This window comes from Micromonospora sp. CNZ309, from assembly GCF_002846525.1.
In genome coordinates this window covers 2,443,359-2,468,733 of the sequence record NZ_PJNG01000001.1, presented here as the reverse complement: position 1 = coordinate 2,468,733, position 25,375 = coordinate 2,443,359, and the positions used below count along the sequence as shown (strand labels likewise).

Below are 25,375 nucleotides of genomic sequence, written 5' to 3'. Positions count from 1 at the left end.
TGATGGAGTCCCAGGTTCACGTCCACACCCTCGGCCCGTCCGGCACGAACTGCGAGGCCGCGGCGCACCACTGGCTCGACCAGCAAGGGACCGACGACCACCGGGTGACCCTGTACGGCACGCTGGAGGAAGCCGTCGAGGTGGTCACCACGGCGCCCGGCGCACACGTGCTGCTCGGCTGCGTGGTCTACCCGGACCTGCACCACATCGTCTTCCGCAACCTCGGCGCGCTGGCCCTGGTCGAGTGCTTCGTGATGCCGACCCACCACATGGTGGTGGCCGGCGACATGTCCAAGCCGGTGCCGACGGTCGCATCGCATCCCGCCCCGATCAACCTGCTGGACGCGTGGAAGCCGGAGATCAGGTTCGTCGACAGCAACGTACGGGCCGCGCTGGCCGTCGCCAGCGGTGCGGCGGACGCGTGCGTGACCACCTCGGTCGCCGCCGCCGAGCTCGGCCTGCCCGTGGTGAAGGACTTCGGTCCGGTGCCGATGGGCTTCACCATCCACGCCAACCGCACCTACCGGCGCCGGCATGGCTGAGCCGGCGGTCTGGTTCGACGGCCGCGTCCACACCGGTGTCACCGCCGAGCCCACACTGAGCACCTTCGGCCTGCACTACGGGTACTCGGTCTTCGAAGGACTGCGGTCGTTCGACGTCGGCGGCACCGCGTCGATCTTCGCCCTGCAACCACACATCGACCGGCTGCTCGGCTCCGCGGCCGCCCTGGACATCCCCATCCGGTACGACAACGACACCCTCGTCGCCGCGCACTACGAAGTGCTCGCCGCGAACGGGCTGACGGAGGCGTACATCCGGCCGATCGCCTTCTTCGGCGACGGCCTCGCCGGGCTGGGCACCCAGCGGCACGAGGCACACCTGGCGATCCTGGCCTGGCCGTGGGCCAACCCGGCACCGGGCGGAGGCGGTGTCCGGTTGGCGATCGCCAGGCGGCGGCGCCCGTCGCCGGAGAGCCTTCCGCCGCACGCCAAGGCCGCCGGGAGCTACCTGATCGCCAAGCTGGCCCACAACGAGGCGACGGCCCGCGGCTTCGCCGACGCGATCATGCTGGACGACCGCGACCACGTCGCGGAGGCCACCAGCATGAACGTGTTCCTGGTGCGCGACGGCGGCCTGCTCACCCCGACCACCCGGGCCTGCCTGCCCGGCATCACCCGGCGGACCGTCATCGACCTGGCCCGCCAGGCGGGCATCGGCGTACGGGAGGCCGACCTCACCGTCTCCGACGTGCTCGGCGCCGACGAGGTGTTCCTCACCAGCACCGCGGCCGGCGTTCGGCCGGTGCTGGCCGTCGAGGACCACGTGTTCGGCGACGGCTGCCCCGGCGCGCTCACCACCCGGCTGCTCGGCCACTACGACGAGCACGTTCTCACCCACTCCACCCCGTCGGCCGCGTTCGCCGATCCCGCACCGCGCGGGACGTCCGGCCCGGCCGCCGTTCTGATCCCGGGAGGCCGCGCATGACAGAGACCCGAGACATCGTCGCGAAGACGATCGGTGACGTGGAGCTGAGCACCTGCGCGCTGGTCGACGTCCTGGACGGGCTGGGCGTCACCTCCGCCGTGCTGCCCGGCACGCTGCAGCAGCGGGCCGGCCGGCCCGCTCTGGCCTACGGGACCGCGTACACCGTGTCCTGGGTGGAGGTGCGCAAGCAGGCCTCCATCCACCAGCCGGCGCCGAGCACCTGGCAGCAGGTCCGGGACTTCCTGGTTCCGGAGGTCACGGACGGCGCCGGCCGGATCTACGTCGGCGGCGCCGGCGAGCTGCTCACCCACGCCGCGCTGGCCGGCGGCATGTCGGTGACCTACCTGCTGGAGCAGGTCGGCTTCGAGGCGATCGTGCTGGGTGGCGCCGTGCGGGACCGGGCGGTGGTGGAGACGGCGGAGCGTCCGGTGATCGCCAGCAACTTCACCCCGACCGACACCCAGGGCGCCTACCGGGTCGCCGCCACCGGCACCGAGTGCCGGATCGGCGACGTACGGGTCGTCACCGGCGACTGGGTGTTCACCGACGGCAACGGCACCGTCGTGATCAAGGACGAGATCCTGCTGGAGGTGCTGACGAAGGCGGTCGCGGTGGAGAACGCCGAGGCCCGCATCCTGGCGCAGGTCCGGGCTGGCCGGCCGTTGCACGAGATCGTGGACGAGGGCGGGCAGATCTGAGTGGGCCACACCGTCGTACCGCTGTCGCCGGCACAGGAGCGGCTCTGGATCTCGACCCAGATCCGTCCGGGTGACCCGTTCTTCCACATCCCCTTCGTCATCGACATCGACGGCCGGCTCGACGACGCCCTGTTGCACGTCTGCCTCGGTCAGCTGATCCGCCGGCACGTCGCCCTGCGCGCCCGCATCGCCTCGCGCGACGGCCGGGTCTGCCTGAGCGTCCCGCCCGCCGACGAGTCCGTCGTGGACTGGTTCCGGGGTGCGGTGCTCGACGTCCCGGACGAGGCGGCCGCCGATCGGGAGATCGACGCCATCGGGCGCGCGCCGTTCGACCTGACCGCCGGGCCGCCGCTGCGGCTCCAGCTGATCCGGCTCGACGAGCGGCGGCACCGGCTCGCGGTCACCGTGCACCACCTGGTCTTCGACGGCTGGTCGATGGACCTGTTCGTCGCCGAATTGGCCGCCCTGTACCGGGCCGGGGGCGATCCGGAGCAGGCGTTCTCCGGGCCGCCGCCGGACTACGCCGACTACCTCGCCCGGCGCGACGCCGGCCGGTCACCCGACGCGGACGTCGAGTTCTGGTCCGCCCGGCTGGCCGGCGCGCCGGCCGCGATCCCGCTACCCAGCGGCCGGGTGCGCCCGGTGACCACCGACCATGCCGCCGCCCGTTACACCCGGGTGGTGCCGACGGACGCCGTCGAGCCGCTGCGGCAGCTCGCCCGGTCGCGCCGGGCGACGATGTTCATCCTGCTCAAAGCCGCCTGCGACGTCGTGCTCAGCCACTACGGCGGTGCCGACGTGCTGACCGGCGTGGCGCTGGCTGGCCGCGATCACACCGAGAGCCACGGCCTGATCGGCTATCTGGCCCGGCCGGTCGTGCTGCGCAGTGACCTGGGCGGCGATCCGTCGTTCCTGACGCTGCTGAGTGCGGTACGCGGGGACCTGCTCGACGCCCACGAGCACCCCGAGCTGCCGTTCGACGCGGTCGTACGGGCCCTCGGCGTGCCCCGCGACCCCAGCTACAACCAGCTCTACCAGGTCATGTTCGCCTACTCCGGTGAGCGGGCGGCGCATTGGGCCGGCGAGCTGCGGCTCACGGTCACCGAGTTCGCCCCGGCGACCATGAAGGTCGACCTGTCGGTGGTCTGCACCGACACCCCCGGCGGCCTGCGACTGGACCTCGACTACCGACGTGACCTCTTCGCCGAGGCCGATCTCGTCCGGATCGCGGACCGGATGGAGGCCGTGCTCGCGCAGATCGCCGTCGACCCGACCGCGACCGTGTCACAGCTGAGGCAGCTCAGCGAGAGCGAACTGCGCGCGGCGGTGGACGAGCCGAACCGTCCGGCCGCGTTGCCGGACTCCGGTCCGGTCGCGCTGCACGACCTGGTCGCCTCGGTCCTGGACCGGGCGGCCAGCACACCGGACGTGATCGCCGTGCAGGCGGCCGGGAGCACGCCGGAGCTGAGCTACCGGGGCCTGGCCGCGGCGGTCGCCGCGACCACCGGACGGCTGGTGGCGGCCGGGGTCAGGCCGGGGGACCCGGTCGCCCTGTGCGGCGAGCCGTCGGGTGCCCTGGTGGCGGCCCTGCTCGCGGTGATCCGGATGGGTGTGCGCGCGGTGCTGCTCGATCCCGGCCGGCACTCCTTCGAGCTGCGCAACGCCCAGTCCGAGGCGGGCTTCCGGGTGGTGCTGGCCGACGCGCACGTGGCCCGGCTGTTCGACCGGTCCCGGGTCGACGTGCTCGACATGGGCGCCGCCGGCACCCCCACGGACGACGTCGACGCCGGGCACGGCGGAGCCGCGTTCGTCGCGTACGACGATGACGCGGAGCAGCAGGCCGTCGTCCTGTCCGGCGACCTCCTCTCGGCGGTGCTGCGCACCCTGCGGCGCGAGGTCGCGTCGCCGCCGGCGGTGGTGCTGCCGCTGGTCAGCTCGACCGCTTCGATCAGCGTCGTGATCGAGACGCTGCTGGCCACGACGGCGGGCGGCACTGTCGTACCGGCACCGCCGGCCGAGGCCGGCGCCACCCTGCTCCTCGCACCCGCCGACGGCATCCACCGGCTGGCCGGGACGGTGCCGGCCGGCGCCGTCGTGGTCGCCGGCCACGTCGGCGCGGTGCCGCCGGCCGCCGTGCGGCGCCTGCTCGACGAGCACGGGCTGCGGGCGGTGCATCAGGTGTTCGGCCCGCTCGCCGCAGGCGGGCTGGCGCTGCTCGACGGCCGTCCCCGGCCCGGGATCCGCGCCTACGTGCTCGCGCCGGACGGTACGCCGGTGCCGCCGGGCGCCGCCGGTGAACTGTTCCTCGGCGGGGACCTGATCGCCGACGGACACCTCGACGAGGAAGCCACGGCGGCCACGTTCCGGCCGGACCCGCTGGCCGCCCGTCCGGGCGCGCGCCGCTTCGCCACCGGGCGCCTCGCCCGCCTCACCACGGACGGTCGCTTCGAGATCCTCGGCGACGCCCGCGAGCCGCTGCTGCGCCAGGGGCTGCGGGTGGACCCGGGGCCGGTCGAGGACGCCCTGCTGGAGCATCCCGGGGTCGCCGAGGCCCGGGTGCTGCCGTGGCGCCCCGAGCACGGCGGGCCGGAGCTGCTCGCGCTCGTCGCCCGTACCGCCGCCGCAGCCGAGCCCGGCGCCCTGGCCGTCCACCTGGCCGCCCGGCTGCCCGGCTACCTACGGCCGGACCGGATCGTCGTTGTGGACGCGTTGCCGGCCGACCACGAGGACATCGAGCAGATCCTGGCCGCCGCGCGTACCAGCGTGGACGCGGCGGAGCCGATGGCGGCGGACGGGCAGGCGATCGCGGCGGCCTGGGAGAAGGTCCTCGGGCGCGCCGTTCCGGCGAACCTCAACTTCTTCGAGGCCGGCGGCAACAGCCTGTTGCTGATCCGGTTGCGCGACGAACTGCGGACGGCCCTGGGAACCGAGGTGTCGCTGACGGACCTGTTCAGCCACCCGACGATCCGGGCGATGTCCGACGCACTGGGCCAGCCGGTGGCGGCGCCGCCACCCGCGGCCAACCGTGGCGAGGCACGGCGGCACACCCACATCCGCCGTGGCTGCTGACCCGTGGCCGGGACAGACCGCCGCACCGATTCCGATCTGGGAGACGTCATGCTGACACGGACGCTGTATCAATGGTTCGAGGAGTCGGCCCGCCGGCACCCGGAGGCCACGGCGCTGAAGGCGGGCGGGACCGCGCTCAGCTACGCCCAGCTGCACCGGCGGGCGCTGGCCGTCGCGGCCGACATCATGGCCGGGCGCGACCGCCCGCCCGCGCGGATCGCGCTGGTCGCGCCGCGCACCACGCCCTCCGCGTACGTGGGCATCCTGGCCGTGCAACGGCTCGGCGCCACGGTGGTGCCCCTGAACCCGGAACACCCGAGCCACCGCAACATCGACATCGCCCAGCGGGCGGACGTCGAGGTGGCGCTGGTCGACCGCGACGTCCGTGACCCGTTCCAGGACCTGCCGCGACGGTTCCGGCCGGCGACCCTGGTGGTCGGCGACACCGACCCGGGCGGGCACGCCGACGTGGACGGACTGCCGCCGGTGGGCGAGGACGCCGACGCCGAGGCGTACCTGCTGTTCACCTCCGGCACCGCCGGCATGCCGAAGGGGGTGCCGTACAGACACCGGCACATCTCGCCGTACCTGACGCACAACCTGGTCCGGTTCGAGATCGGCCCGGGCTGCCGGATATCGCAGACGTTCGGGCTGACCTTCGACGCGTCGGTCGGCGCGACCTTCATGACCTGGGCAGGGGGTGCCACCCTCGTCGTGCCGAGCCGCGAGGAGCTGTTCCAGCCGGTCGACTTCATCGTGCGCAACCAGCTGACGCACTGGTTCTCCGTACCGTCGGCGGTCCGGGTGGCGCAGCACCTGGGCAACCTGCCGTTGGGCGTCGCGACGTCGTTGCGGCACAGCCTCTTCGGCGCCGAGCCGGTCACGCTCAAGCACGCCCGGCTGTGGCGCTCGGTCGCGCCGAACACCGACATCTACAACCTGTACGGCCCCACCGAGGCCGTGGTGAACTGCACCGAGTTCCGGCTGACCGGCGATCCGGCGGGCTGGACGGCGGCCAACAACGACACCCTGCCGATCGGGGTGATGTACCCGGGCATGGAGTCCCTGGTCATCGACCCGGACGGCAATCCGGTCGACGACGGCGAACTGTGTCTGCGGGGATGGCAGAGGTTCGACGGTTATCTCGATCCGCGCGAGAACGACGGCCGGTTCGTGGCGTACGACGGCACCGGCCCGGCCACCCCGTGCCCGCCCGGCCACGCGCCGTCACTCGACGACTGGTACCGCACCGGCGACCGGGTCACCCGCGAGGGCGTTGACCTGGTCCACCGGGGCCGCCTGGACCACCAGGTCAAGGTGATGGGACACCGGATCGAGATCGGCGAGGTGGAGGCCGCGATCCACCGCCATCCGGGCGTCACCGACGCCGCGGTGATCGCGATCCGCGTCGACGACGACACCCAACTGGTCGGGGTGCACACCGGCTCCGGGGTGGCGGCCGCCGAACTCGACCGGTGGCTGCGCCGCGAGCTGCCGATCCACATGGTGCCCGCCCGGCTGGAACACCTGCCCGCGATGCCGCTGAACGACAACGGCAAGATCGACCGGCGGGCGCTGACCGACCGGTTCGCCGCGCGGGACGCCGCGACGCTCGGCGCGCGGCCGTGACGGCGCCGGAACTGGTCATCTTCGACCTGGACGGCGTGCTGGTGGACACCCAGGCCGCCGAGACCGGGGCGCTGAACGACCTGGCCGGGCTGATGGGCGTGCGACTGTCCGCCGCCGAGGCCGCCGAGCTGTTCGCCGGCAAGCGGATGGCCGACTGCATCGCCGCGATCTCCGATCGGGCCGCGGCGGAGCCGCCGCCGGGCGCGGTGGAGCTGGTCCGGGCGCGCTGCGAGGAGCTGATCGGCGACCGCCTGGAACCGATCGACGGCGTACGCCACGTGGTCGACGCCGTGGACCGACTGATGTGCGTGGCTTCCAACAGCCCTCGCGAGCTGATCCGTAAGCGGGTGGAGGCGGCCGGCATCGCCTCGGCGTTCGGAGAGCGGCTCTACTCCGCGTACGACATCGGCAGTTGGAAACCCGCCCCCGACCTGTTCCTCTGGGCGGCCCGGGAGTGCGGTGTGCCCCCGGCCTCGTGCGTGGTGATCGAGGACAGCCCGGTCGGGGTGGCCGCCGCGATCGCGGCGGGCATGCCGGTGCTGCGGTACGGCCCCGACGGCACCCCGGCCGACCATGCCGCGATCAGCCCGCACCTGCCGCCCGGCACCGCTGTCACCGGCCTGAGCTCCTTCGCGAAGATGGCCGACCTGCCGGCGCTGATCTCGCACTTCTCCGGTCCTCGTGCATGAACGCGTTGGGAGAGTCACACGATGGTTGATACCCGCAAGGCAATGGTGATCGGCGCCGGAGACCTCGGCAGCCGGGTCCTGCAGGGCCTGGCCTCGGGCGGTTCCGGACGCGAACTCCGGCTGGTCGGGCGCGACGGCGAGGCGACGCTGCGCGCGGCGAACCTGGCCGCCCTGAGTTCCCTGCAGACCGGCCACCGCAACGTGGTGTCGGACGCGGTCAGTGACCTGTTCGACGTCGACCGGACCGCCGAGACGATCAGCGCGTTCCAGCCCGACGTCATCTTCCTGACCGCCAGCCTCCAGTCGTGGTGGGTGATCTCGACGCTGCCGCAGCCCGCCTTCCAGCGGCTCTACCAGGCCAACTTCGGTCCCTGGCTGCCGATGCACCTGGTTCCGGTGCTGTACGCGATGCGCGCGGTCCGGGCCGCCGGCAGCGACGCCGTGGTGGTCAACGCCGCGTTCCCCGACGCGGTCCACCCCGCGCTGGCCGGCGCCGGCCTGTCGCCGCACGTCGGCATCGGCAACGTCGCGAACAACGTGCCGGGCCTCCGGAGTGCCGCCGCCGACCTGCTGGGCGCGGACGTCCACCGGGTGGAGATCAGGTTCATCGCGCACCACTACGTCTCGCACCGGCTGTCCCGCACGGGCGACAGTGGCGCCGCCGAGATGATCCTGCGGGTGCTCCTCGACGGCAGGGACGTCACCGGCCGGCTGGAGCTGAGCGAGATGCTCCGCGCGCTGCCCGGGCGTTACCGGCGCACCGGAGGCCGCGACGGGCAGGTGATGACGGCGGCATCCGCGCTCAGCGTGCTCGCGCCGCTGCTGGACGGCCGGAATGCGATCGTGCACGCGCCGGGACCGCTGGGGCGGGTCGGCGGCTATCCGGTGGCGCTGTCGCCGTCCGGCGTCGACGTGGTGCTGCCGGACGGTGTCAGCGAGGCGCAGGCCGTCGCGGTCAACCTCAGTGGGCAACGCTGCGACGGCATCACCGAGATCGACGGCGCCGGTACGGTCGTCTTCGAACCGGAGGCGGCCGACGTGCTCGCTCGGGAACTCGGCTACCACTGCACCCGGATGCGGCTCGACGAGGCGGAGGAGCAGGCCCGGGAGATCGCCGAGCGGTTCGCGGCCTACCGCGAGCGGGTACTGATCGACCCGGCCTACCAGGCCGGGGCACGATCGGCCGTGACGGTGTGAGCACGCTACTGGTGCTCGGCGGGACCCAGTTCCTCGGCCGGGCGGTGGCGGAGGAGGGGGCCCGCAGGGGAGCGCGGGTGGTGGTCGCACATCGTGGCGAGCATGAGCCGCCGCCCGGCGTGACCGCGGTCCGTGGCGACCGGACGGATCCGGGCTCGTGGGCCGCGGTCGAGGAGCGGCTGACCAGGGAACGCTGGGACCTCGTGGTCGACACCTGGTCCGGCGACCCGGCCGCGGTCCGCCGGTCGACCGCCGCGCTGCGCGAGAGGGCCGACCGGTACACCTACGTGTCGAGCCGTTCGGTCTACGCCTGGCCGGCTGTGGACGGTGCCGACGAGGACGCGCCACTGGTCGATCCGCCGTCCGGCGACGATCCGGAAAGGATCGGCTACGCCGAGAGCAAACTGGCCGCGGAACTCGCCGTCGAGCAGGCCTTCGGCGCACGGGCGCTGATCCTGCGCGCCGGCCTGCTGGTCGGGCCGCGCGAGAACACCGGTCGGCTACCCCGCTGGCTGGCCCGGCTGGCCGCCGGCGGTCCCGTACCGGTGCCCGGGCCCGCGGACCTGGACTGGCAGTACGTCGACGCCCGCGACCTCGCGGCGTGGACGCTGCGGGCCGCGGCGGACGGACTCGGCGGGGCGTTCGACGCCGTCGGCCCGCCGGGCGGAACGACCACGGCCGAGCTGCTCGAGTTGGGCGTGGAGATCACCGGGGGCGGGAGCACGCTGCACTGGCGCGAACCCGCGGCCTTCGCCGCCGCCGGTGTCGAACCGTGGACCGACCTGCCCGGTTGGTTCCCGCCCGGCCCGGAGCACGCCGCGGTGCATCGCGGCGCGGCGGCCAGGGCGGCCCGGCACGGGCTCGTGCAGCGCCCGCTGCGGGACACCGTGGCCGACACCTGGGCCTGGATGTGCACCGCCGACGGCCGCGCGGCCTGCCGGGACCTCGATCCGCTGTGGTCCCCGGAGGTCGAGCGGCGACTTCTGGACGCGGGCTGAACGCAGGCCGGGCAGGCCCGCCGACGACGTGCGAGGAGCCGCGATCGGCTCTCCGCCGGGGTTCGACCGTCCTGTTGGAGTTCGTGCCGAGGTTCGCGGGCTGTGAGCGGACCGGCCGGGACTGGCGAGTGCCCGTCCCGGCCGGCTGTCGGCTCAGGTCACCTGCTCAGGTTTGGTTGCCAGCCGTCGCGGTAGCGCAGGCCGCGAGGTTGCAGTCGGATCTGGTCGTGCACCGCCCCGGAGATCGGCTCGGTTCGTACCGCCTGGGGCCGGTCCACCACGACGCAGACGTCCTCGCCGGGCCACCACCAGCCGCAGGAGCGGGCCAGGCCGGCCCAGGCGTCGAGGTGTGCGGCATCGTCCGGCTCGTACCGGGCAAGGCCGAGTCGATGCAGCACGTCGTAGTAGGCGATCCACGAGGCGTCCTGCTGCCCGTACCAGCACACGGGCACCGGGCCGTCGTCCGCGAGCGCCGCGCGCACGGGCAGGTGGTACCCGTGCGCGAGGCTCCGGTGCAATGCCGTGCGTACGCCCTGGTGCAGCACCACAGCGAGCGGGACGCCGCTGTCGAGCGCCTGCGACGGCGCCAGTTCGGGCCATGGTTCCTTGGTCCTGCTCGTGCGCACGGGTGACAGCTCGGGATCGGTGTGCGTGACGCCCGCGCTCAGCGCGCCGCGCAACTGGGAGGCGATCATGGCGAGATCGCTGGCCAGCGGCGGTGCTCCGCGCGGCCGGGGCGCCCGGATGCGCTCGTAGAGTTGATCGAGGGTGGGCCAGCCGGTGATCAGGGGCCGCGCCTTGTCCGGCGAGTCGACCCATTCGAACCGAGGTCGCGGCCGCGATGCCCGGGCGTAGATCGCGGTCAGGCACCGTTCGGCGGTCGGCTTGTCAGCCGGCTGTGTGGACAGGGCGTGATCGAGCCATTCCTGGCGGATCCGGATGGCTTTCTGCCACAGGTCGTGCGGGTTGCCGCTGCGAACGGTCTGTGGAGGTTTCGCGGCGTCGTTGCGCCGCGCGGAGGCGCTCACAGCGCCAGGGCGTCGCCGCCCTTCCGGTACGAGATCATGGCACGACTATGGCCCACGACGCGGCACCGGCGCAAGGCGGTTTCCCACCCGAGGCGCCCCGTCAGGGACGTGGCGCGACGTGCTGCACGAGGCTGACCAGGGCGGCGGCAGGGGGCTTGCGCCGAGGCATGCCGGAACGTAAGTTGCCGATGTATCAGACCGATATATCGCCTGACACCAGCCGAGATCCAGGGCGGCGAGACCGTCGCGCGCACCGCGCGGGATGGTGACAGCCGGGGAGGCAGCGACATGTCCAGCGCGCAGCTGTACGACACCATCGGCGCCACCTACACCGCGACACGGCGCACCGAACCGCGGATCGCCGCCCGGGTCTGGGCCGCCCTCGGCGACGCGCGGACGGTCGTGAACGTCGGGGCCGGCACCGGCTCCTACGAGCCCGTCGACCGTGCCGTCACCGCAGTGGAACCGTCGGCGCTCATGCGCGCGCAGCGCCCCGCGGGCGCAGCCCCGTGTGTGGCTGCCGCTGCGGAGAGCCTTCCGTTCGAGGACCGGTCGTTCGACGCGGCGATGGCCTTCGCCACCCTCCACCACTGGCGGGACCCGGTCGCGGGCCTGCGTGAGATGCGGCGCGTCGCCCGCCGCGTGGTGGTGTTCACGCACGACACCAGTGCCGCCGGGTGGCTCGATCGATTCTGGCTCACCCGCGACTACCTTCCCGAGGCCGCGAGCCTCCTCGTCGGCCGGCCGGCGCTGGGCGGACTGGCCGGCGCGATCGAGGCCCGGGTGGAGCCGGTACCCATCCCGTGGGACTGTGCGGACGGCTTCTTCGAGGCCTACTGGCGCCGGCCGGAGGCGTACCTGGACGAGGGGGTCCGGCGCGGCATGTCGGTCTGGACCAAGGTCGGGCCGGACGCCGAGCAGAGGGCGGTACGCAGCCTCCGTGACGACCTCGCCTCAGGTCGGTGGACGGAGCGCAACCACGACCTCGTCGGCCTCGACACGGCAGAACTCGGCCTGCGCCTGCTCGTGGGCTGAGTCCGGTCGGGCCTGCGAGCTGGGCCCGGCCGCAGCCTGGCGAGCTGAGTACGGCGGCGGGCCCTTCACGGCGTGGCCGGGTTCGTCGGGGTGCCGGCGAGCTGGGTGACGAGGAAGTCGAGGCGTTCCTCCTGCGCGTCCGGTGGGATGCGGCCGGTGGCCGACAGGACGGCCATGCCGTGCAACGCGCTCCAGACGACCTCGGCGAACAGCTCCCGCCGCTTGTTGCCCGGACGGAAGCAGCTGACGAACTCGTCGAACGAAGCCCGCAGCGGAGGCGGTGTCTCGACGCTTGCGAACTTCAGGTCGGTGGGCAGGATGAACATGGCCTGGTACAGGGCGGGTCGCTCGGTCGCGAAGTCCAGATAGGCGCGGCAGACGGCGCGCAGGGCCCGCCCGGCGCCGGGGGCGGCCTGCCGCGCGTGGCGCAGGTGGACGGCGAGTTTCCCGAAGCCGTCCAGGGCCACGGCGCTGACGATGGCGTCCTTGCCGCTGAAGTGGCTGTACAGCACCGGCTGGCTGTACTCGACGCGCTCGGCCAGCCGTCGGGTCGTCACCGCCTCCCAGCCTTCGGTCTCCGCGAGCTCGCGGGCGGCCGTGATGATCAGCTGATGACGGTGGGCGCGTTCGCGTTCGCGGCGCTCGCTGATGGCGGACATGACGACATCCTAGCGGCGCTAGACCTATTGTCGGCGGTAGAGTACCGTCGCTCTCACCGCTAGCGCCGCTAGATCGGACGCTTCCGCCGACGAGGGGACAACCCATGCTCATCAACGTCGCCAACGTGCTCGCCGGCCTGATCGGCGTGAGCATCAGCTTCATCGGCGTACGCGCCTTCTGGGCACCGCAGGCCGCAGCCGGCTTCGGCATCCCCGGCACGCCGACCGAGGACCGCACCTTCCAGGCATGGCTGTCGGTCAAGGCCGTGCGCGACATGGCCGCGGGGCTCTTCATCTTCGTCCTGCTGGCGGGAGCGACACCCGACCTGCTGGGCTGGTTCATGCTGGCCGCCGCCGGCATACCCGCCGGCGACGCACTGGTCGTGTGGCGCAGCAAGGGGCCGAGGGTGGCCGTCTACGGCGTCCACGGGGCGACCGCCGTGGTGATGCTGGCGATCGGCGTGATCCTCCTCGTCGCCTGACCGATCGTCTCACTGCTCCGGCCGGCCAGGACGCCCACTGGCGGACGGGGGGAAAGGTGTCCAGCCATGCTCAGCTTCCAGATCACTCCGATCGGTACGGTCCGAAACGACCGTACGGATGTCCAGCACACCGACAACTGGGGTGCCGTCCGCAGCACGATCACCGTCGACGAGCGCTTCGGCGAGGCGTGCCTCCAGGGCCTGGAGGGCTTCTCCCACGTGGAGGTCCTCTTCCTCTTCGACCAGTTCCCGGAACACGGCGACCACCGCGAACCCCGCCCCAACCGTGGCCGCACCGATCTCCCGCCCGTGGGCGTGTTCGCCGGCCGCGGCCCCCGCAGGCCGAACCGCATCGGGGTGACGTGCTGCGCCATCGAGTCCGTCCACGGCCGCGAACTGACGGTGGTTGGCCTCGACGCGGTGTCCGGCACCCCGGTCATCGACCTGAAGCCGACGATGACGGAGTTCCTGCCGGTGGACGTCGAGCAGCCGGAATGGGTCAGCCGCCTGATGTCGGAGTACTTCCGGCCGTAGCCGGGACCGGGGGCGAAGCTCGACCCCGCGTCGCGCAGGAGCCACCCCTGCCGCGCGCCGCCCAGCAGGCATCGGCTAGGAACGTGACATGCCCCGCTACCTGCTCTTTCCCGGCCGCCACCACCTGCTGACCCGGTTCCAGGCCGGGTACCTGCGCCAGCTCGCGGCGCAGGGCGACGACAGCCTCGCCGACGGTGACGCGGCGGCCGGGAGCGAGGACGCCGGCGGAGCGACCGTCGTCTGGGCGGTGACCTCGGCCAACCACGAGAACACCCGGCGCAACCCGCTCCCGTACCACCGGCGGGAGGCGGCGATCGAACGGTTCAGCGTGCTCACCGGGCTCCGGTCGGTGGTGGTGCCGATCTTCGACACCGCCCCGACCGACCGGTTCGCCGAGGTGACCCTCAAGACCGTCGCGGCGTCCACCGGGCTGGAGCTGACCCCGGTGGACACGGTGGTCGCCTGCTCCACGCCGGAGGTCGCCGCGATGTACGAACGACTCGGCTTCCGCATCGCCGGGGTGGAGGCCGACGTCGAGCCGGCACCGGTGCGGCCGTGGGACGTCCTGCTGCGGCTGGCCGACGACGACCCGTCGTGGCGTGACCTCACCCACCCGGCGACCGTAGACGTGTACCGCCGCTACCGGCTCGACGACCTGGTCCGCTCGGTGGTGAACGACCCGGTGGTCGGCGACGAGGGCGGACTGACCGCCACCCGCGACTACCGGACGTACGCCGAGGCGTTCAGCGACGCCGCGCGGCGCAAGTGGGACGCGGTACGCGAGCACGTGCGGCCGGGGCGGATCGTCGACGTCGGTTGTGGCGCGGGCGCCGTCCTGGAGTTGGCCGACCGGGAGCCGGCCCTGCGCGAGAGCGACCTGATCGGCGTCGAGGTGGCCCGGCAGTTGTTCGAGGAGTGCGTGCACAAGAAGGCGCAGGGCGTGTTCACGAACCCGAACGTCTTCTTCTACCGCCGTAACGTGCTCGGCGGGGCGGTGTTCGCGCCGCGCTCGGTGGACACCACCATGACCTTCGCGCTGACCCACGAGATCTGGTCGTACGGCGAGCGGATGGCGTCGCTGCGCCGGTTCGTGCGGGCCCTCTACGACCACACGGTGCCTGGCGGCGTGTGGATCAACAGTGACGTGTGCGGGCCGGACGGCAGGGACCGGACGGTGCACCTGCGGCTGACCGCCACGGACGGCGCCAACCCGCCCCGGCCGCGTACCGACCTGGCGAGCCTGCCGCCCGGCGAGGTGGCGGCGTACGTCGGCGGGCTGTCGACCCGGGCCCGGCTGGACCAGTTCGCGGTCGACTACCGGTTCCCGTTCGCGTACCGCCCGGTGGACGGGGCGGACGACACGGTCGAACTGACCCTCGGCGCGGCCATGGACTTCCTCACCCGCAAGGACTACACCGACAACTGGCTGTCGGAGACCCAGGAGCAGTTCTGCGGCATGGAGTACGCCGACTGGAAGTCGTTGCTCACCGACGTCGGCTTCGAGATCGACGGCGCGAGCGGGACGTCCCGCAACGACTGGATCGTCACCAACCGGCTCGCCCCGGTGGCCGCCCTCAGCACCCCGGCGGGCGAGCCGCTGGACTGGCCGGTCACCCACGTACGCCTGGTCGCCCGCCGTCCGGTCAACACCTGACACCTGCTGGCCGGTCGGGCGAGGACCACCCGGTCGTCGACGCCGCCTGGTGCGGCTCCGGTGGTGCCCGACCTGCCGCCAGCGCCGCAGGGCGGCGGACCCGGACATGGCGGTGGCCGGGCCTGCCCGGCCCGGCCACCGCCCGGCCCACACCTCGGGTGCCCCGGGGCCCTCCACCGACCGGCGGCGCCGATCGGGCGTCGCGCTCGGGCGGCGGCTGGTCACCGGCCTTTGGCGTACGCGGCCGGCGGGTCAGCCCGTCGTGCAGGTCAGCCCGTCGAGGGTGAAGCCGACCGGTCGGTTGTTGCTCGTCTTCCAGCCGGCGAGGAAGCCGAACTCGACCGTCCCGCCGGCGGGCAGGGCGGAGTTCCAGGACGTGGGGGTGACCGTCACCTCCGGACCGTCCTGCCGGACCGTGCCGTTCCAGAGCTGGCTGACCAGCTGCCCGTCCGGGAACCGCCAGCGCACGGTCCAGCCGTCGTGCGCGGTCACCCCGGTGTTGGTGATCCTGAGGCTCGCCTGGAAGCCGCCCGGCCACTGGTTGGTGACGGTGTACGTCGCCCGGCAGGTGTCCAGCCCCGTGGTCGGCGTGGCAGTCGGGCTGGCCGTCGGGGAGACCGTCGGGCTGACCGTGGGGGAGACCGTCGGCGTCGGCGTCGGATCGATGCGGGTCGGGTCGACGATCCCCCAGTACGCCGACTTCGCCTGGAGTTCCGTGTCGAACAGCAGCGGCGCGTCCTTGCGGGCCACCGGGAAGGTGTCCAGCCAGGTGTCGTCGTCCGCCAGCCCCCAGAGGGTCACCGAGGTCAGTTCGTCGGCGTAGCGGCGGTAGAGGGCGAACAGGTCCCGGTACCGGTGTGCCTGGGTCAGCAGCCGGTCGGCCGGCGGGGTGGGGAAGGACTCGCTGTTGTCGACGTAGATGCTGACGTCCATCTCGGTGACCTGTTGCTCCACGCCGAGCGGGACGAACGCCTGGAGCATTGCCTCGGTCTCGGCGATGGACGGCCACTGGACGTTGACGTGCATCTGGTGCCCGACGCCGTCGACCGGCACCCCTTCCGCCCGCAGCCGGGTCACCAGGTCGCGCAGCTTGTCGCGCTTGGCCGGCACGTTGGTGTTGTAGTCGTTGATGTAGAGCCTGGCCGTCGGCGCGACCTCCCGGGCCACCCGGAACGCGGTCCGCAGGTAGTCCAGCCCGCTGATCTCGTACCAGCGGCTGCGCCGCAACCCGTCGGACTGGTTCTCGTCGATCACCTCGTTGGCGACGTCCCAGACCCCGATGGCGCCGCCGTAGCGGCCGACGACCGCCCGGATGTGCGCCTCCAGCCGGGACAGCAGCAGGGCCTTGTCGGCCGGGTCCGACGTCAGCGGGGTGCCGTCGGTGTCGGTGAAGACCCAGGCCGGGGTCTGCTGGTGCCAGACGAGGGTGTGTCCGCGTACCGCCAGGCCGTTGTCGGTGGCGAAGCCGACCTGGGTGTCGGCGTCGGCCCACCGGAAGGCGCCCTCGGTCGGCTGGGTGGCGTCCCACTTGAGCGCGTTGCCGGGCGTCACCGTGTCGAAGTGCCGGCGCAGCAGGACCGCCTGGTCGCCGATGATCTGCCGGTTGCCGATCGCCGCCCCGATCGGGAAGTCGGCGGCCAGCACCTCCCGCAGGGCCGGGATGTCCGTCTGCACGGGCTTGGTCGGCTGGTACGCCATGGTGAAGTCGTCGATGTGCAGGTCGGCGGTGCCGCCGGCGGTCTCCACGTACGCCGACAGCCCGTCCACGTCGTGGGCGAGCACGTACGTGCCACTGAGCCGGACCCAGGCGTCGGCGGTGACCGCGGTGTCACCCACCACCTGGTCGTAGGCGGAGGTGCCGTCGGAGTCGCGTTGCACGCTGAGCCGGACCTGGTCGGGTGACTGGCCGGCGGCGAGCCGGACCCACACCGACAGCGTGTAGCGGGTTCCCTTGACCATCTCGTCGAGCAGGTCGATGGCGGGGCCCTGCCAACTCGCGGTGCGACCGGAGGTGCGCAGGCTGCGGGTGCCGCCGTGGGCGACGGCGGTGCTGACCGCGACGGTCTCGCCGGCCCGGGGCCGGAAGCCCTGGGTGGTGCCGTCCTCGAAGGTGGCGTCGAGGACCAGGACGGGGTCGGCGGCGCGGGCGGAGGGGGTGGACAGCGGCACGGCGGCGGCCACGGCGACGGTGGCGAGGCAGGCCAGGGCCAGCAGCCCCGGCAGGAGGCGGTGACGGCGCGTCCAGGGAGCGCGCATGGGGGTGTCCTTCCGGTACGGGTGGATGCGCGCGGACCGCTGGGCGAGGTTCTCGCGGAGGTGGTGCGCACGCCGGTCGACCGGCATGAGCCCGCATGCCGGTGGTCGGTGGCCCCGCTCCGCTCGCGGCGCCCGTGCCGGGCGCCGCTGTCGAGGACCGATGGTACGGATCACGGACGCGGCGCTCCAGCGCCCGAGCCGACCGGCGGGCAGGAGCGGTCGTCCGCGCGCCCGCGGCGCCACGGCATCGGACCGGCGCGGTCACCACCTCGTCACGTGATCGATCTTGTCAAATATTTACCGACTCGTATATCGTGCCGGTGCTAAGTTCCGGACCAGACGAAGGGCGGTCGAATGGCAGCCAGAGGTGCGCCGGTGACGCATCGTGCGATCGACCAGAACCGGTTCACGCTGGACGGCTCGCTCGACCTCAGCGCGCCGTTCACCTCCGTGGCCGACGTGACGATCGGTGGCCGGCTGCACGAGTTCACGGCCGGCGCGATCGGGCTCGCGGACGACGTGGCCCGCACCCTCGGCGTCGAGGCGTTCGACGAGGAACTCACCTATCAGGGCGGAACCCTGCTGACCGCGCGCATCCGGTCCTACGACCCCCAGATCCAGTTGGCCGAGGAGCGGCTCGTGGCGGTCTGGCGGGGGCGGCGACACTGCTTCTTCACCGAGATGTACGGCGCGGCCACCACCGACCTGCTCGGCGCGCTGCGGGCACTGCGCGTCGAGGAGCACGACGACGGGCTGGCCCTGCGCCCGACCTCGAAGACCGGCGCCAAGTTCGCCGAACCCGCCACCGTGCTCAAGGAGGTGCCCGGGCTCGGCCTGCTGGAGATCGCACCGCTGACCAAGCAGCGCGTCGGGCAACTGCCCTCCTGGCGTGGCCTGCGGACCCAGGCCGGTGAGCTCTTCCGCGACGTCCTGCCCGACGGGCAGCCCTACTTCGTACTGGCTGCGGCCGACGCCTGGCTCAGCCTGGTGCCGTTCGCCGACACCGACATGGAGCAGGTGCCCGCCCTGGTCGACCGGCTCCGCGTCCGGACGGCCGGGTAGGCCGCGATGTCCGTACTGCTGGCCGGCGTGGCCGCGTACACCGTCCTGTTCACCCTGCTCGTCAGCACCGCCGAGCACCTGTCCCGGCCGGCGGCGCTCGCCGGGGCCCTGGCCGCGCACCGGATCCTTCCCGCCCCGACCGCGCTCGCCGCCGTCGCCGTCGCCGTCGAGGCGGTGCTCGCCGGCGCCGGGATCGTGGCGCTGCTCCGTCCCGGCGGCGAGGGCCTGCTCGTCGGGGTCCTCGCCGGCAGCGCCGCGCTCCTCGCGCTGTACGCCGGCTACGGCCTGCTCGTGAGGTCGACGGGGCGCGCCGGGCCGTGCGGATGCTCCCGGGTGGAACTGCCGATGACCGGTTGGGTGGTGGCACGAGCGGCCGTGCTCGCCGGGCTGGCCCTGGTCGCGCTGTCGCTGTCCGACTCGATCGTTGCGCTGAACCGCGCCGACGCCGCACTCGCCGTCGTGCTGCTGGCCTCCGCCACGTTCACCGCGCTGCTGTGGCACCTGCCCGCCGCGATGCACGACCCGACGACGGCGCCGGCCGGGCGCCCCACGACCGGCCGGTCCATCGGCACGACGGAGAAGGGCCTGCCCGGATGAGCTTCCAGACCAGCGCACTGATCCTGAGTTGGATCGCGATACTCCTGCTGGCGTTCACGGTCTCGGGCCTGGTACGCCAGGTGCACGCGCTGTCGAGCGGGGCGGTGCAGCGTCGCCCCGAGTCGGTCGGCCTGCGGCCGGGCACACCGGCCCCCGGAATCGCCCGGTTGGCGCCGGCGGCACCGACGGTTCCGCTGGTGCTGCTCTTCCTGGCGCCCGACTGCGGGACCTGCACCGAGGTGCTGGCCGAAGCCACCGACCACCACGAGCGCCCCGGCCTGGAGTTCCGGGTCCTCTACCGGGAGGACCCGCCGGCGCGGGCGGCGCAGTCGCCGATCACCGTGCTCGGTGGGCAGGCGGAACTGTTCGAGCGGTACGACGCCATCGCCACCCCGTTCGCCACCGTCGTCGACCGGGCCGGGCGGGTGCTCCGCGCCGAGCCGATCGGCTCCCGCGCGGCACTGCACCGCCTGCTCGACGAGGTCGACAGCCCACCCGGCGGCTCCGCACCGGCGGGCGCCACGAATCAGGGAGGCCGGGCATGACCGGTATCGACACCGTCCCCTGGCTGCGCGGCGACGACCCGGGGACCGGGCCCGCCGTGCGGCGGGTGCCGCCGGAGCGGGGCGGCCACAGACGCGCGGGGTGGGCGCTGTCGCGACGCACCCTGCTCCGGGCGGGCACCGCGGTGGGCATGGCCGCGCTCAGCGTGTTCCCGGCAGCCCGCCGCGCGTACGCCGACGGCTACACCATCTACGCCGGGTGCCCGACGTACGCCAGCGACCACAACTGCTCGCCGGGGTGCGGCCCGAGCACGATCTTCGCCGATTCCTGCAACACCAGCGGGACGTACACGGGGTTCCACAAGAACGACGGCGTCACCTGGATCCTGCGGCCGAACCAGTGCTACGGCGGCACCTACGACGGCTGGCTGTGGGCCTACAACGGGGCGTGCGGCGCCTGCGCCTGCTCGGTGGAACGCCGGTGCCACGACGGGTACAAGAAGACCAGCGCGGGCTGGGTGAAGTCGATCTGCCGCTGGAACACCAAGTGCGGATGCCTGGGCGCGGCCAGTTGGCCCACCACCCGGCGGAGCAACACGGGGGTCAACGTCTACACCGTGCAGCACCTGCTGACCGTCCGGGGGCACGCGACCGACATCGACGGGATCTTCGGTGGCGACACCGAGGCGAAGGTGAAGAGCTTCCAGACGGCGGCCGGCCTCGGGGCCACCGGTGTCGTCGACGCGACCACCTGGCCGAAGCTCGTGACCACGGTCCGCTCCGGGAGCAACGGCCACGCCGTCAGCGCCGCCCAGCGCCAGCTCAACAGGCGCGGCTACGCGCTGGTGGTCGACGGCTCCTTCGGCCCGGCGACGGACAGCGCGACGCGGGACTTCCAGCGGCAGAACGGGCTGACGATCGACGGGGTGATCGGGGGCAACTCCTGGCGGACGTTGACCGGCGCCGCCGTATGACCCGGACGCTGCCGGGACGTGCCCGGGCGGTACTGCGCCGGGGCGGCGACCCCCTCGTACCCCTGCTGCTGCTCGCCGTCGGCGCGCTCGCCGCCGCCGCGTACGGGCACGTCCTCACCTGGGCGATGATCGGGGGGCTCGCGGGTTACACGCTCTCCGGCTCCGTTTGAACGCACAACAGCGCGCACGCGCTGGCCTCGCCCGGGTGGCGGGATCGAGATCGGCAGGGCGTCGTCCTCACCCTGTTCGTTGTGGGGTTGATCGCCGGTGGCCTGCTCAGCGGATCGGTGCTGTGGTTGCTCTCCGGCCTCTCCGCGCCCCTGCCCGTCCCGTGGCGGTATGCGGGCATCGTGGCGGTGGCGGTGCTGGGGCTGCTCCGCGAGGTCGGCCTGGTGCCGGTCCGGCTGCCGCAGAACGCCCGGCAGGTGCCGCAGGACGTGCTCCAGCGCAGCCTGCGGCGCGGGGCGCTGCAGTTCGGCTTCGAGATGGGCACCGGGGTCCGCACGTACGTCTCGGCGAGCGCCCCGTACGTGCTGGCGGTCGCTGTGCTCCTCGGCGGTCAGCGCCCGCACGTCGCGATGCTCGCCGGGATCGGATTCGGCGTCGGACGGGCGATGACCCCGCTGGCCCGCCGTGCCGCCGGCACCGGCGACAGGTGGGACGCCGACCTGCGGGTACGGATCCGGACGATCACCGTGACGGCGGGCGCCGTGCTCGTGGCCGCCGTCGGCCTGCTGGCCGTGCGGCAGTTCTGAACGCGGCGGGAGCCGCTCCTGCCCCGACAGTTGCGGCTTCCCCGCGATGACGGCCGGGAGTACGGTGACAGCAGGTGCGCCGGGAAGTCTGGTCGGCAGTTCGGTCCTGCTGCTGACCTCCGGAGGCTCCGATGGACACTGCCGCCCTGCGCACCGAGAACCTGTCCAAGCGGTACGGTCGGCTACTCGCGGTCGACGACGTCACCCTCGACGTCGCGCCGGGGGAGGTGTTCGGCTTCCTCGGCCCGAACGGCGCCGGGAAGTCGACCACGATCCGGCTGCTGCTCGGCCTGGCCCGGCCTACCTCGGGCCGGGCGTGGATCTTCGACACGGACGCTGCCGATGTCGCCGCCGCGCATCGCCGGCTCGCCTACGTGCCGGCGGACGTGGCGCTGTGGCCGCGGCTGACCGGCGCCGAGGTCCTCGACCTGCTCGGGCGCATCGGCCCCGGCGTCGATACCGCCTATCGGGACGAGCTCGCCGAGCGGTTCGCGTTGGACCTGTCCAAGCCGGCGGGCACCTACTCGACGGGTAACCGGCAGAAGGTGGCCCTGGTCGCGGCGTTCGCCACCCGGGCGCCGCTGCTGGTGCTCGACGAGCCGACGAGCGGCCTGGACCCGCTGATGGAACTCGAGTTCCGGCGGGCCGTCGGGACCGCCCGCGACAACGGGCAGACGGTGTTCCTCAGCTCCCACCAGCTCGTCGAGGTGGAGTCCGTCTGCGACCGCGTCGGCATCCTGCGCGCCGGCAAGCTGATCGAGGTGGCATCCGTCGCGGGGCTGCGCCGGCTGCACCGCACCGAGGTGGCCGCCACGTTCACCGGCACGCCACCGGACCTCACCGGCATACCCGGCATCGACGCGCTGCGCGCCGACGGCGTGTCGGCCCTGCGGTTCACCCTGAACGGCCCGCCCGCGGCGGCCCTGCGCGCCCTGGCAGACGCCGGCGTGGCGACGATCGCGGTGCGCGAGCCCAGCCTCGAGGAGATCTTCCTCGCCTACTACGGCCGGGACGCCCGATGAGCGCCCCCACGCTGACCGCGGTGCGCCCCCGGCTGGTGCTGAACGCTCTTGCGGCGCGGCAGGTGCGCCGTGGTGCCGCGGTCGTCGTCGCGATCTGCGCCGGCATGTCTGCGCTGGTCGTGGGCACCTACCGTGCGCAGCCGCTGGATCCGGCCGCGTTGGCGGCGCTGACGCGCAACCCGGCGATCCGCACCCTGTTCGGCGAGCCGGTCGCCCTCGACGACGCGGGCGGGTTCACGGTGTGGCGGACCGGAACGGTCCTGGCCGTGCTGCTCGGTGTGTGGTCGATGCTGGCCGCCACCCGGATCACCCGTGGCGAGGAGGATGCCGGTCGGTGGAGCCTGCTGCTGTCCGGTCGCGCCACCCTCCCCGAAGCCGTCCGCTGGCACCTCGGCATCCTCGCGGTCGTACCGGCTGTGGCCGGCGGGGCGACCGCGGCGGCGATGATCGCCGCAGGCGCGGGCGTCACCGGTTCGTTGCTGCACGGCGCCGCTCTGACCGTCGTCGGGTTCTTCTTCGTCGTCGTGGGTGGACTCGCCGCGCAACTGTTCGCCAGCCGGTCGGCGGCCAACGGCGCCGCGGCCGCCGTTCTGGTCGTCGGGCTGCTGATGCGGATGGTGGGCGACGGCGCGTCCGCCCTGGCCTGGCTTCGCTGGCTGTCACCGTTCGGACTCATGGCGTTGGTCCGCCCGTTCGACACCGACCGGGGGCTGCCGGTGCTGGTGCTGGCGCTCGCCGCAGTGCTGCTGACGGTCGGCACGGGCCGGCTCGCGGCGCGCCGCGACGTCGGCGGGGCGATCGTCGCTCCGGCCGGCGGCCGGTCGGCGCGCACGACGCTGCTCGGTTCCGTGCCGGCCTTCGCGGTGCGGGGCACCCTGCGGCCGTTGGCCGGGTGGTCGGCCGGCGTCGGCGCGTACTTCCTGCTCATCGGGGTGATCGCCCGGTCGATGACCGACTTCCTGACGGCCAGTCCGGAGTTCGCGACGAGGGCGGCCGCGGCCGGCTTCGGGGAACTCGGCACCGTGCGGGGCTACGCGGCAACCATGTACGCCCTGCTCGCGGTGCCCGTCGGGGTGTTCGTCGCGGTCCGGCTCGCGGCCGTCGCGGCGGACGAGAGTGCCCGGCGGCTCACGTTGGTGTTGGCCGCGCCGGTGACCCGGCTGCGGCTGCTGACCGCCGAGACGGCCGCCGCGATCGGCGGCGCGTTTGTCCTGGTCACGGTGGCGGGGCTAGCCATGTGGGTCGGTACGGCCACGGTCGATGCGGGACTGGGCGTGGGCGAGGCCCTCGCCGGTGCGTGGAACGTCCTGGCCGTCGTGGTGCTCTGCCTCGGCGCCGCGGTCCTGGCGCTGGGCTGGATGCCCCGCGCCGTCGCGACGATCGGCGTCCTGCCGGCTGCCGGTGGCTTCCTGTGGCACGTCGTCGCGGACAGCGTCGGCGCCCCCGCCTGGCTCGCCGCGTCGACTCCCTTCGCGCATCTGGCCGCCGTGCCGGCCACGACACCCGACTGGGCCGCAGCCCTGGTCATGGCCGGCCTGGCAGCGGCCGGGCTCGTCGCGGGCGCGATCGGATACCGCCGCCGCGACCTGCACGCCTGAGCGCCTGAGCGCCTGAGCGCCTGAGCGCCTGCGACGCTGTCTCGGCCCTGCGCCGACGGTTGCGGTGACGCGCGGGGTGGCCGGAGTCCGACACCCGGACGGCGGCGGGAATCCGGTCAGGTCGTGTTCAGCGGACGGCGCCGCCGCGGGCCCGGCAGGTGTCCCGCACGTGCCAGAAGTCGCGCAGGTACTCGTCGTGCATGCCGCGCCCCATGATCCGCAGCAGGGTCTCGTCGGCCTGTCGCAGGGCCGAGACGGCGTAGTTGTGGCTGCCGGTGAAGACCCGCGGCACGATGTCGTCGTCGTACGCGCCGTCGATCAGCATGTACTTGTTGTGGGTCCGGACGTCGCGCCCCGGGCCGACGTTGAAGTTGCACCTGGTGAGCTGGATGTTGCCGCCCAGCGCGTTGAGCACGGCGGTGTTCGCCTCGGTGTAGACGACGTCGACCCAGCAGCCGGCGTTACGCAGGGCGGTGAGTCGCTTGGCCACCTCGGGCCGGTTGAACGAGTACATGTTGACCCGGATGTCGGTCTGCCGGCGGGTGCCCGCGTCGTCGTAGCTGCACGAGGTCACGGCGTTCAGGATGCTGACCACGGTGTCGGTGGCGGGGTCGGAGAGCGGCTGGCCGGAGCGTTCGCGGCGGGGGAAGAAGTGCGCCTTGTAGGTGCTGCCGGTCGGGGTCACCCAGTAGTAGTCGTTGTCGCCGGTCGAGCTGTACCGGTGGGAGCGCAGGTCCGCGAAGTACGTCCGGTAGGCGTTGTAGGTGGTGGCGTCGCTGAACGTCACCCCGTTGTTGTACGCCTCGTTCGCGTCCCACCACGTCAGGTTCGCCGAGCCCTGGAAGACCACGTTGGACACGCTCGCCCCGGTGCCGAGCACGATCCTCGACGCGGTCAGGAACTTGTTGTGGTTGTACGCGGTGACCGTGGAGTTGGTGTACTGGATCGCCCGGGTGCCGATGCAGCCCCGGTCCTGGCTGGGAAAGCGGTCCGCGCAGTGCACGATGTACGAGCCGGCGGTGTCGGTCGAGCCGAGGACCGGTTGCAGCCGTTGGAACGGGCGCCCGGTCGCCGAGGACTGGTCCACGATGATCTTCACTCGGACGCCCCGCTGGTAAGCGGAGATGAGGCGGCCGGGGATGTCCGGAGTGGTGGCGGAGTCCGTCACGTCCGAGAACGAGAAGTGGAACCACGACATCTGGATCTCCTCGCCCGGCGGGACCCGGTCGATGATCCCGCCCAGCTGCATGAAGATCGCGTTCTGCTCGGCGACCGAGCCGAGCGGCCGGCTGAATGCCGGCTTGTCCAGCACCGGGTCGGGCCCGGCGGCGCTGGCCGGCGTGGGGCAGAGGGCGGGGACGCCGCTGGCGGCGAGGACGGTCACGAGGACCAGTGCCGAACGGGTCGCGAGTCGCGTCAAGAATCGATTGGCATCCATTAATGGAGGATCC

23 protein-coding genes and 1 pseudogene are annotated in these 25,375 nt (G+C 73.0%); 20 read left to right on the top strand and 4 right to left on the bottom strand.

The window, feature by feature from the left end:
- Positions 1-2: 2 nt before the first annotated feature.
- Genes CLT72_RS09810 through CLT72_RS31860 form a run of 8 tightly spaced genes read left to right on the top strand, consistent with a single transcriptional unit; the run spans position 3 to position 9,765 of the window.
- Positions 3-542: a hypothetical protein gene (locus CLT72_RS09810; RefSeq protein ID WP_199184533.1), complete on the top strand. Its 540-nt coding sequence runs from the start codon at positions 3-5 to the stop codon at positions 540-542.
- Positions 535-1,485, top strand: coding sequence for an aminotransferase class IV (locus CLT72_RS09805; RefSeq protein WP_101411022.1), 951 nt, complete (start codon positions 535-537; stop codon positions 1,483-1,485). Before CLT72_RS09810 ends, CLT72_RS09805 begins: the two co-directional genes overlap by 8 nt.
- The gene (locus CLT72_RS09800) at positions 1,482-2,183 is read left to right on the top strand and encodes an RraA family protein (RefSeq protein ID WP_101411020.1); all 702 of its coding nucleotides are present in this window, start codon (positions 1,482-1,484) and stop codon (positions 2,181-2,183) included. The genes CLT72_RS09805 and CLT72_RS09800 overlap by 4 nt, the downstream gene beginning before the upstream one ends.
- Positions 2,184-5,252, top strand: coding sequence for a condensation domain-containing protein (locus CLT72_RS09795; RefSeq protein ID WP_101411018.1), 3,069 nt, complete (start codon positions 2,184-2,186; stop codon positions 5,250-5,252).
- Between the two features lie 48 nt (positions 5,253-5,300).
- Positions 5,301-6,881 carry an AMP-binding protein gene (locus tag CLT72_RS09790; RefSeq protein ID WP_101411016.1) on the top strand — a complete coding sequence of 527 codons (1,581 nt, stop codon included), beginning with the start codon at positions 5,301-5,303 and terminating at the stop codon, positions 6,879-6,881.
- Positions 6,878-7,570 carry an HAD family hydrolase gene (locus CLT72_RS09785; protein WP_158242003.1) on the top strand — a complete coding sequence of 231 codons (693 nt, stop codon included), beginning with the start codon at positions 6,878-6,880 and terminating at the stop codon, positions 7,568-7,570. The genes CLT72_RS09790 and CLT72_RS09785 overlap by 4 nt, the downstream gene beginning before the upstream one ends.
- Before the next feature lie 21 nt (positions 7,571-7,591).
- Entirely contained in the window at positions 7,592-8,767 is a 1,176-nt protein-coding gene (locus tag CLT72_RS31865; protein WP_158242002.1) for a hypothetical protein, read from the top strand.
- Positions 8,764-9,765, top strand: coding sequence for an NAD-dependent epimerase/dehydratase family protein (locus CLT72_RS31860; protein WP_158242001.1), 1,002 nt, complete (start codon positions 8,764-8,766; stop codon positions 9,763-9,765). Before CLT72_RS31865 ends, CLT72_RS31860 begins: the two co-directional genes overlap by 4 nt.
- A 158-nt stretch (positions 9,766-9,923) precedes the next feature.
- Here CLT72_RS31860 and CLT72_RS09775 read toward each other — a convergent pair whose 3' ends face one another.
- Positions 9,924-10,793 (bottom strand): DUF6745 domain-containing protein, encoded by an 870-nt coding sequence (locus tag CLT72_RS09775; protein WP_250101244.1) that lies wholly within the window; start codon positions 10,791-10,793, stop codon positions 9,924-9,926.
- A 297-nt stretch (positions 10,794-11,090) separates the two neighbouring features.
- Here CLT72_RS09775 and CLT72_RS09770 point away from each other — a divergent pair.
- A pseudogene (locus tag CLT72_RS09770) lies at positions 11,091-11,828 on the top strand (class I SAM-dependent methyltransferase); the annotation flags it as partial.
- A gap of 65 nt (positions 11,829-11,893) precedes the next feature.
- On the opposite strand, the gene CLT72_RS09765 reads toward CLT72_RS09770, so the two are convergent.
- The gene (locus CLT72_RS09765) at positions 11,894-12,487 is read right to left on the bottom strand and encodes a TetR/AcrR family transcriptional regulator (protein WP_101411012.1); all 594 of its coding nucleotides are present in this window, start codon (positions 12,485-12,487) and stop codon (positions 11,894-11,896) included.
- A gap of 104 nt (positions 12,488-12,591) precedes the next feature.
- Between CLT72_RS09765 and CLT72_RS09760 the strand changes: the two genes are divergently transcribed.
- The 3 genes from CLT72_RS09760 (at position 12,592) to CLT72_RS09750 (ending at position 15,157) form a co-directional block, all read left to right on the top strand.
- Positions 12,592-12,969 (top strand): DUF4267 domain-containing protein, encoded by a 378-nt coding sequence (locus CLT72_RS09760; protein WP_101411010.1) that lies wholly within the window; start codon positions 12,592-12,594, stop codon positions 12,967-12,969.
- 66 nt (positions 12,970-13,035) lie between these two features.
- The gene (locus CLT72_RS09755; protein WP_101411008.1) at positions 13,036-13,503 is read left to right on the top strand and encodes an SAM-dependent methyltransferase; all 468 of its coding nucleotides are present in this window, start codon (positions 13,036-13,038) and stop codon (positions 13,501-13,503) included.
- Positions 13,504-13,591: 88 nt separating this feature from the next.
- Positions 13,592-15,157 (top strand): class I SAM-dependent methyltransferase, encoded by a 1,566-nt coding sequence (locus tag CLT72_RS09750; RefSeq protein WP_101411006.1) that lies wholly within the window; start codon positions 13,592-13,594, stop codon positions 15,155-15,157.
- A gap of 252 nt (positions 15,158-15,409) precedes the next feature.
- Here CLT72_RS09750 and CLT72_RS09745 read toward each other — a convergent pair whose 3' ends face one another.
- Positions 15,410-17,413 (bottom strand): endo-1,4-beta-xylanase, encoded by a 2,004-nt coding sequence (locus CLT72_RS09745; protein WP_101415063.1) that lies wholly within the window; start codon positions 17,411-17,413, stop codon positions 15,410-15,412.
- Positions 17,414-17,788: 375 nt separating this feature from the next.
- Here CLT72_RS09745 and CLT72_RS09740 point away from each other — a divergent pair, with 375 nt between their 5' ends.
- The 8 genes from CLT72_RS09740 (at position 17,789) to CLT72_RS09710 (ending at position 23,924) form a co-directional block, all read left to right on the top strand.
- Positions 17,789-18,475, top strand: a complete 687-nt coding sequence (locus CLT72_RS09740) for a hypothetical protein (protein ID WP_199184532.1) — start codon at positions 17,789-17,791, stop codon at positions 18,473-18,475.
- A gap of 6 nt (positions 18,476-18,481) precedes the next feature.
- Positions 18,482-19,072: a MauE/DoxX family redox-associated membrane protein gene (locus CLT72_RS09735; RefSeq protein ID WP_101411002.1), complete on the top strand. Its 591-nt coding sequence runs from the start codon at positions 18,482-18,484 to the stop codon at positions 19,070-19,072.
- Positions 19,069-19,617, top strand: coding sequence for a hypothetical protein (locus CLT72_RS09730; RefSeq protein WP_199184531.1), 549 nt, complete (start codon positions 19,069-19,071; stop codon positions 19,615-19,617). Before CLT72_RS09735 ends, CLT72_RS09730 begins: the two co-directional genes overlap by 4 nt.
- A complete protein-coding gene (locus CLT72_RS09725; protein ID WP_101411000.1) occupies positions 19,614-20,549 on the top strand; it encodes a peptidoglycan-binding domain-containing protein in 936 nt (311 codons plus the stop codon). Before CLT72_RS09730 ends, CLT72_RS09725 begins: the two co-directional genes overlap by 4 nt.
- Positions 20,546-20,719, top strand: a complete 174-nt coding sequence (locus tag CLT72_RS32215) for a hypothetical protein (RefSeq protein ID WP_199184530.1) — start codon at positions 20,546-20,548, stop codon at positions 20,717-20,719. Before CLT72_RS09725 ends, CLT72_RS32215 begins: the two co-directional genes overlap by 4 nt.
- Before the next feature lie 81 nt (positions 20,720-20,800).
- Positions 20,801-21,304, top strand: a complete 504-nt coding sequence (locus CLT72_RS09720; RefSeq protein ID WP_199184529.1) for a hypothetical protein — start codon at positions 20,801-20,803, stop codon at positions 21,302-21,304.
- Positions 21,305-21,435: 131 nt separating this feature from the next.
- Positions 21,436-22,326, top strand: coding sequence for an ABC transporter ATP-binding protein (locus tag CLT72_RS09715; RefSeq protein WP_101410998.1), 891 nt, complete (start codon positions 21,436-21,438; stop codon positions 22,324-22,326).
- Positions 22,323-23,924: a polyketide antibiotic transporter gene (locus CLT72_RS09710; protein ID WP_101410996.1), complete on the top strand. Its 1,602-nt coding sequence runs from the start codon at positions 22,323-22,325 to the stop codon at positions 23,922-23,924. Before CLT72_RS09715 ends, CLT72_RS09710 begins: the two co-directional genes overlap by 4 nt.
- A gap of 127 nt (positions 23,925-24,051) precedes the next feature.
- Here the strand turns inward: CLT72_RS09710 and CLT72_RS09705 are convergent, their stop codons facing one another.
- The gene (locus CLT72_RS09705) at positions 24,052-25,344 is read right to left on the bottom strand and encodes a phospholipase D-like domain-containing protein (protein WP_250102525.1); all 1,293 of its coding nucleotides are present in this window, start codon (positions 25,342-25,344) and stop codon (positions 24,052-24,054) included.
- Between the last annotated feature and the right edge of the window lie 31 nt (positions 25,345-25,375).

Excerpts from the sequence above, each read along its gene's own strand:
- CLT72_RS09810 (WP_199184533.1), top strand. The coding sequence starts at position 3 with ATGGAGTCCCAGGTTCACGTCCACACCCTCGGCCCGTCCGGCACGAAC.
- CLT72_RS09805 (WP_101411022.1), top strand. The coding sequence starts at position 535 with ATGGCTGAGCCGGCGGTCTGGTTCGACGGCCGCGTCCACACCGGTGTC.
- CLT72_RS09800 (WP_101411020.1), top strand. The coding sequence starts at position 1,482 with ATGACAGAGACCCGAGACATCGTCGCGAAGACGATCGGTGACGTGGAG.
- CLT72_RS09790 (WP_101411016.1), top strand. The coding sequence starts at position 5,301 with ATGCTGACACGGACGCTGTATCAATGGTTCGAGGAGTCGGCCCGCCGG.
- CLT72_RS31865 (WP_158242002.1), top strand. The coding sequence starts at position 7,592 with ATGGTTGATACCCGCAAGGCAATGGTGATCGGCGCCGGAGACCTCGGC.
- CLT72_RS09765 (WP_101411012.1), bottom strand. The coding sequence starts at position 12,487 with ATGTCCGCCATCAGCGAGCGCCGCGAACGCGAACGCGCCCACCGTCAT.
- CLT72_RS09760 (WP_101411010.1), top strand. The coding sequence starts at position 12,592 with ATGCTCATCAACGTCGCCAACGTGCTCGCCGGCCTGATCGGCGTGAGC.
- CLT72_RS09755 (WP_101411008.1), top strand. The coding sequence starts at position 13,036 with ATGCTCAGCTTCCAGATCACTCCGATCGGTACGGTCCGAAACGACCGT.
- CLT72_RS09750 (WP_101411006.1), top strand. The coding sequence starts at position 13,592 with ATGCCCCGCTACCTGCTCTTTCCCGGCCGCCACCACCTGCTGACCCGG.
- CLT72_RS09745 (WP_101415063.1), bottom strand. The coding sequence starts at position 17,413 with ATGCGCGCTCCCTGGACGCGCCGTCACCGCCTCCTGCCGGGGCTGCTG.
- CLT72_RS09735 (WP_101411002.1), top strand. The coding sequence starts at position 18,482 with ATGTCCGTACTGCTGGCCGGCGTGGCCGCGTACACCGTCCTGTTCACC.
- CLT72_RS09730 (WP_199184531.1), top strand. The coding sequence starts at position 19,069 with ATGAGCTTCCAGACCAGCGCACTGATCCTGAGTTGGATCGCGATACTC.
- CLT72_RS09725 (WP_101411000.1), top strand. The coding sequence starts at position 19,614 with ATGACCGGTATCGACACCGTCCCCTGGCTGCGCGGCGACGACCCGGGG.
- CLT72_RS32215 (WP_199184530.1), top strand. The coding sequence starts at position 20,546 with ATGACCCGGACGCTGCCGGGACGTGCCCGGGCGGTACTGCGCCGGGGC.
- CLT72_RS09715 (WP_101410998.1), top strand. The coding sequence starts at position 21,436 with ATGGACACTGCCGCCCTGCGCACCGAGAACCTGTCCAAGCGGTACGGT.
- CLT72_RS09710 (WP_101410996.1), top strand. The coding sequence starts at position 22,323 with ATGAGCGCCCCCACGCTGACCGCGGTGCGCCCCCGGCTGGTGCTGAAC.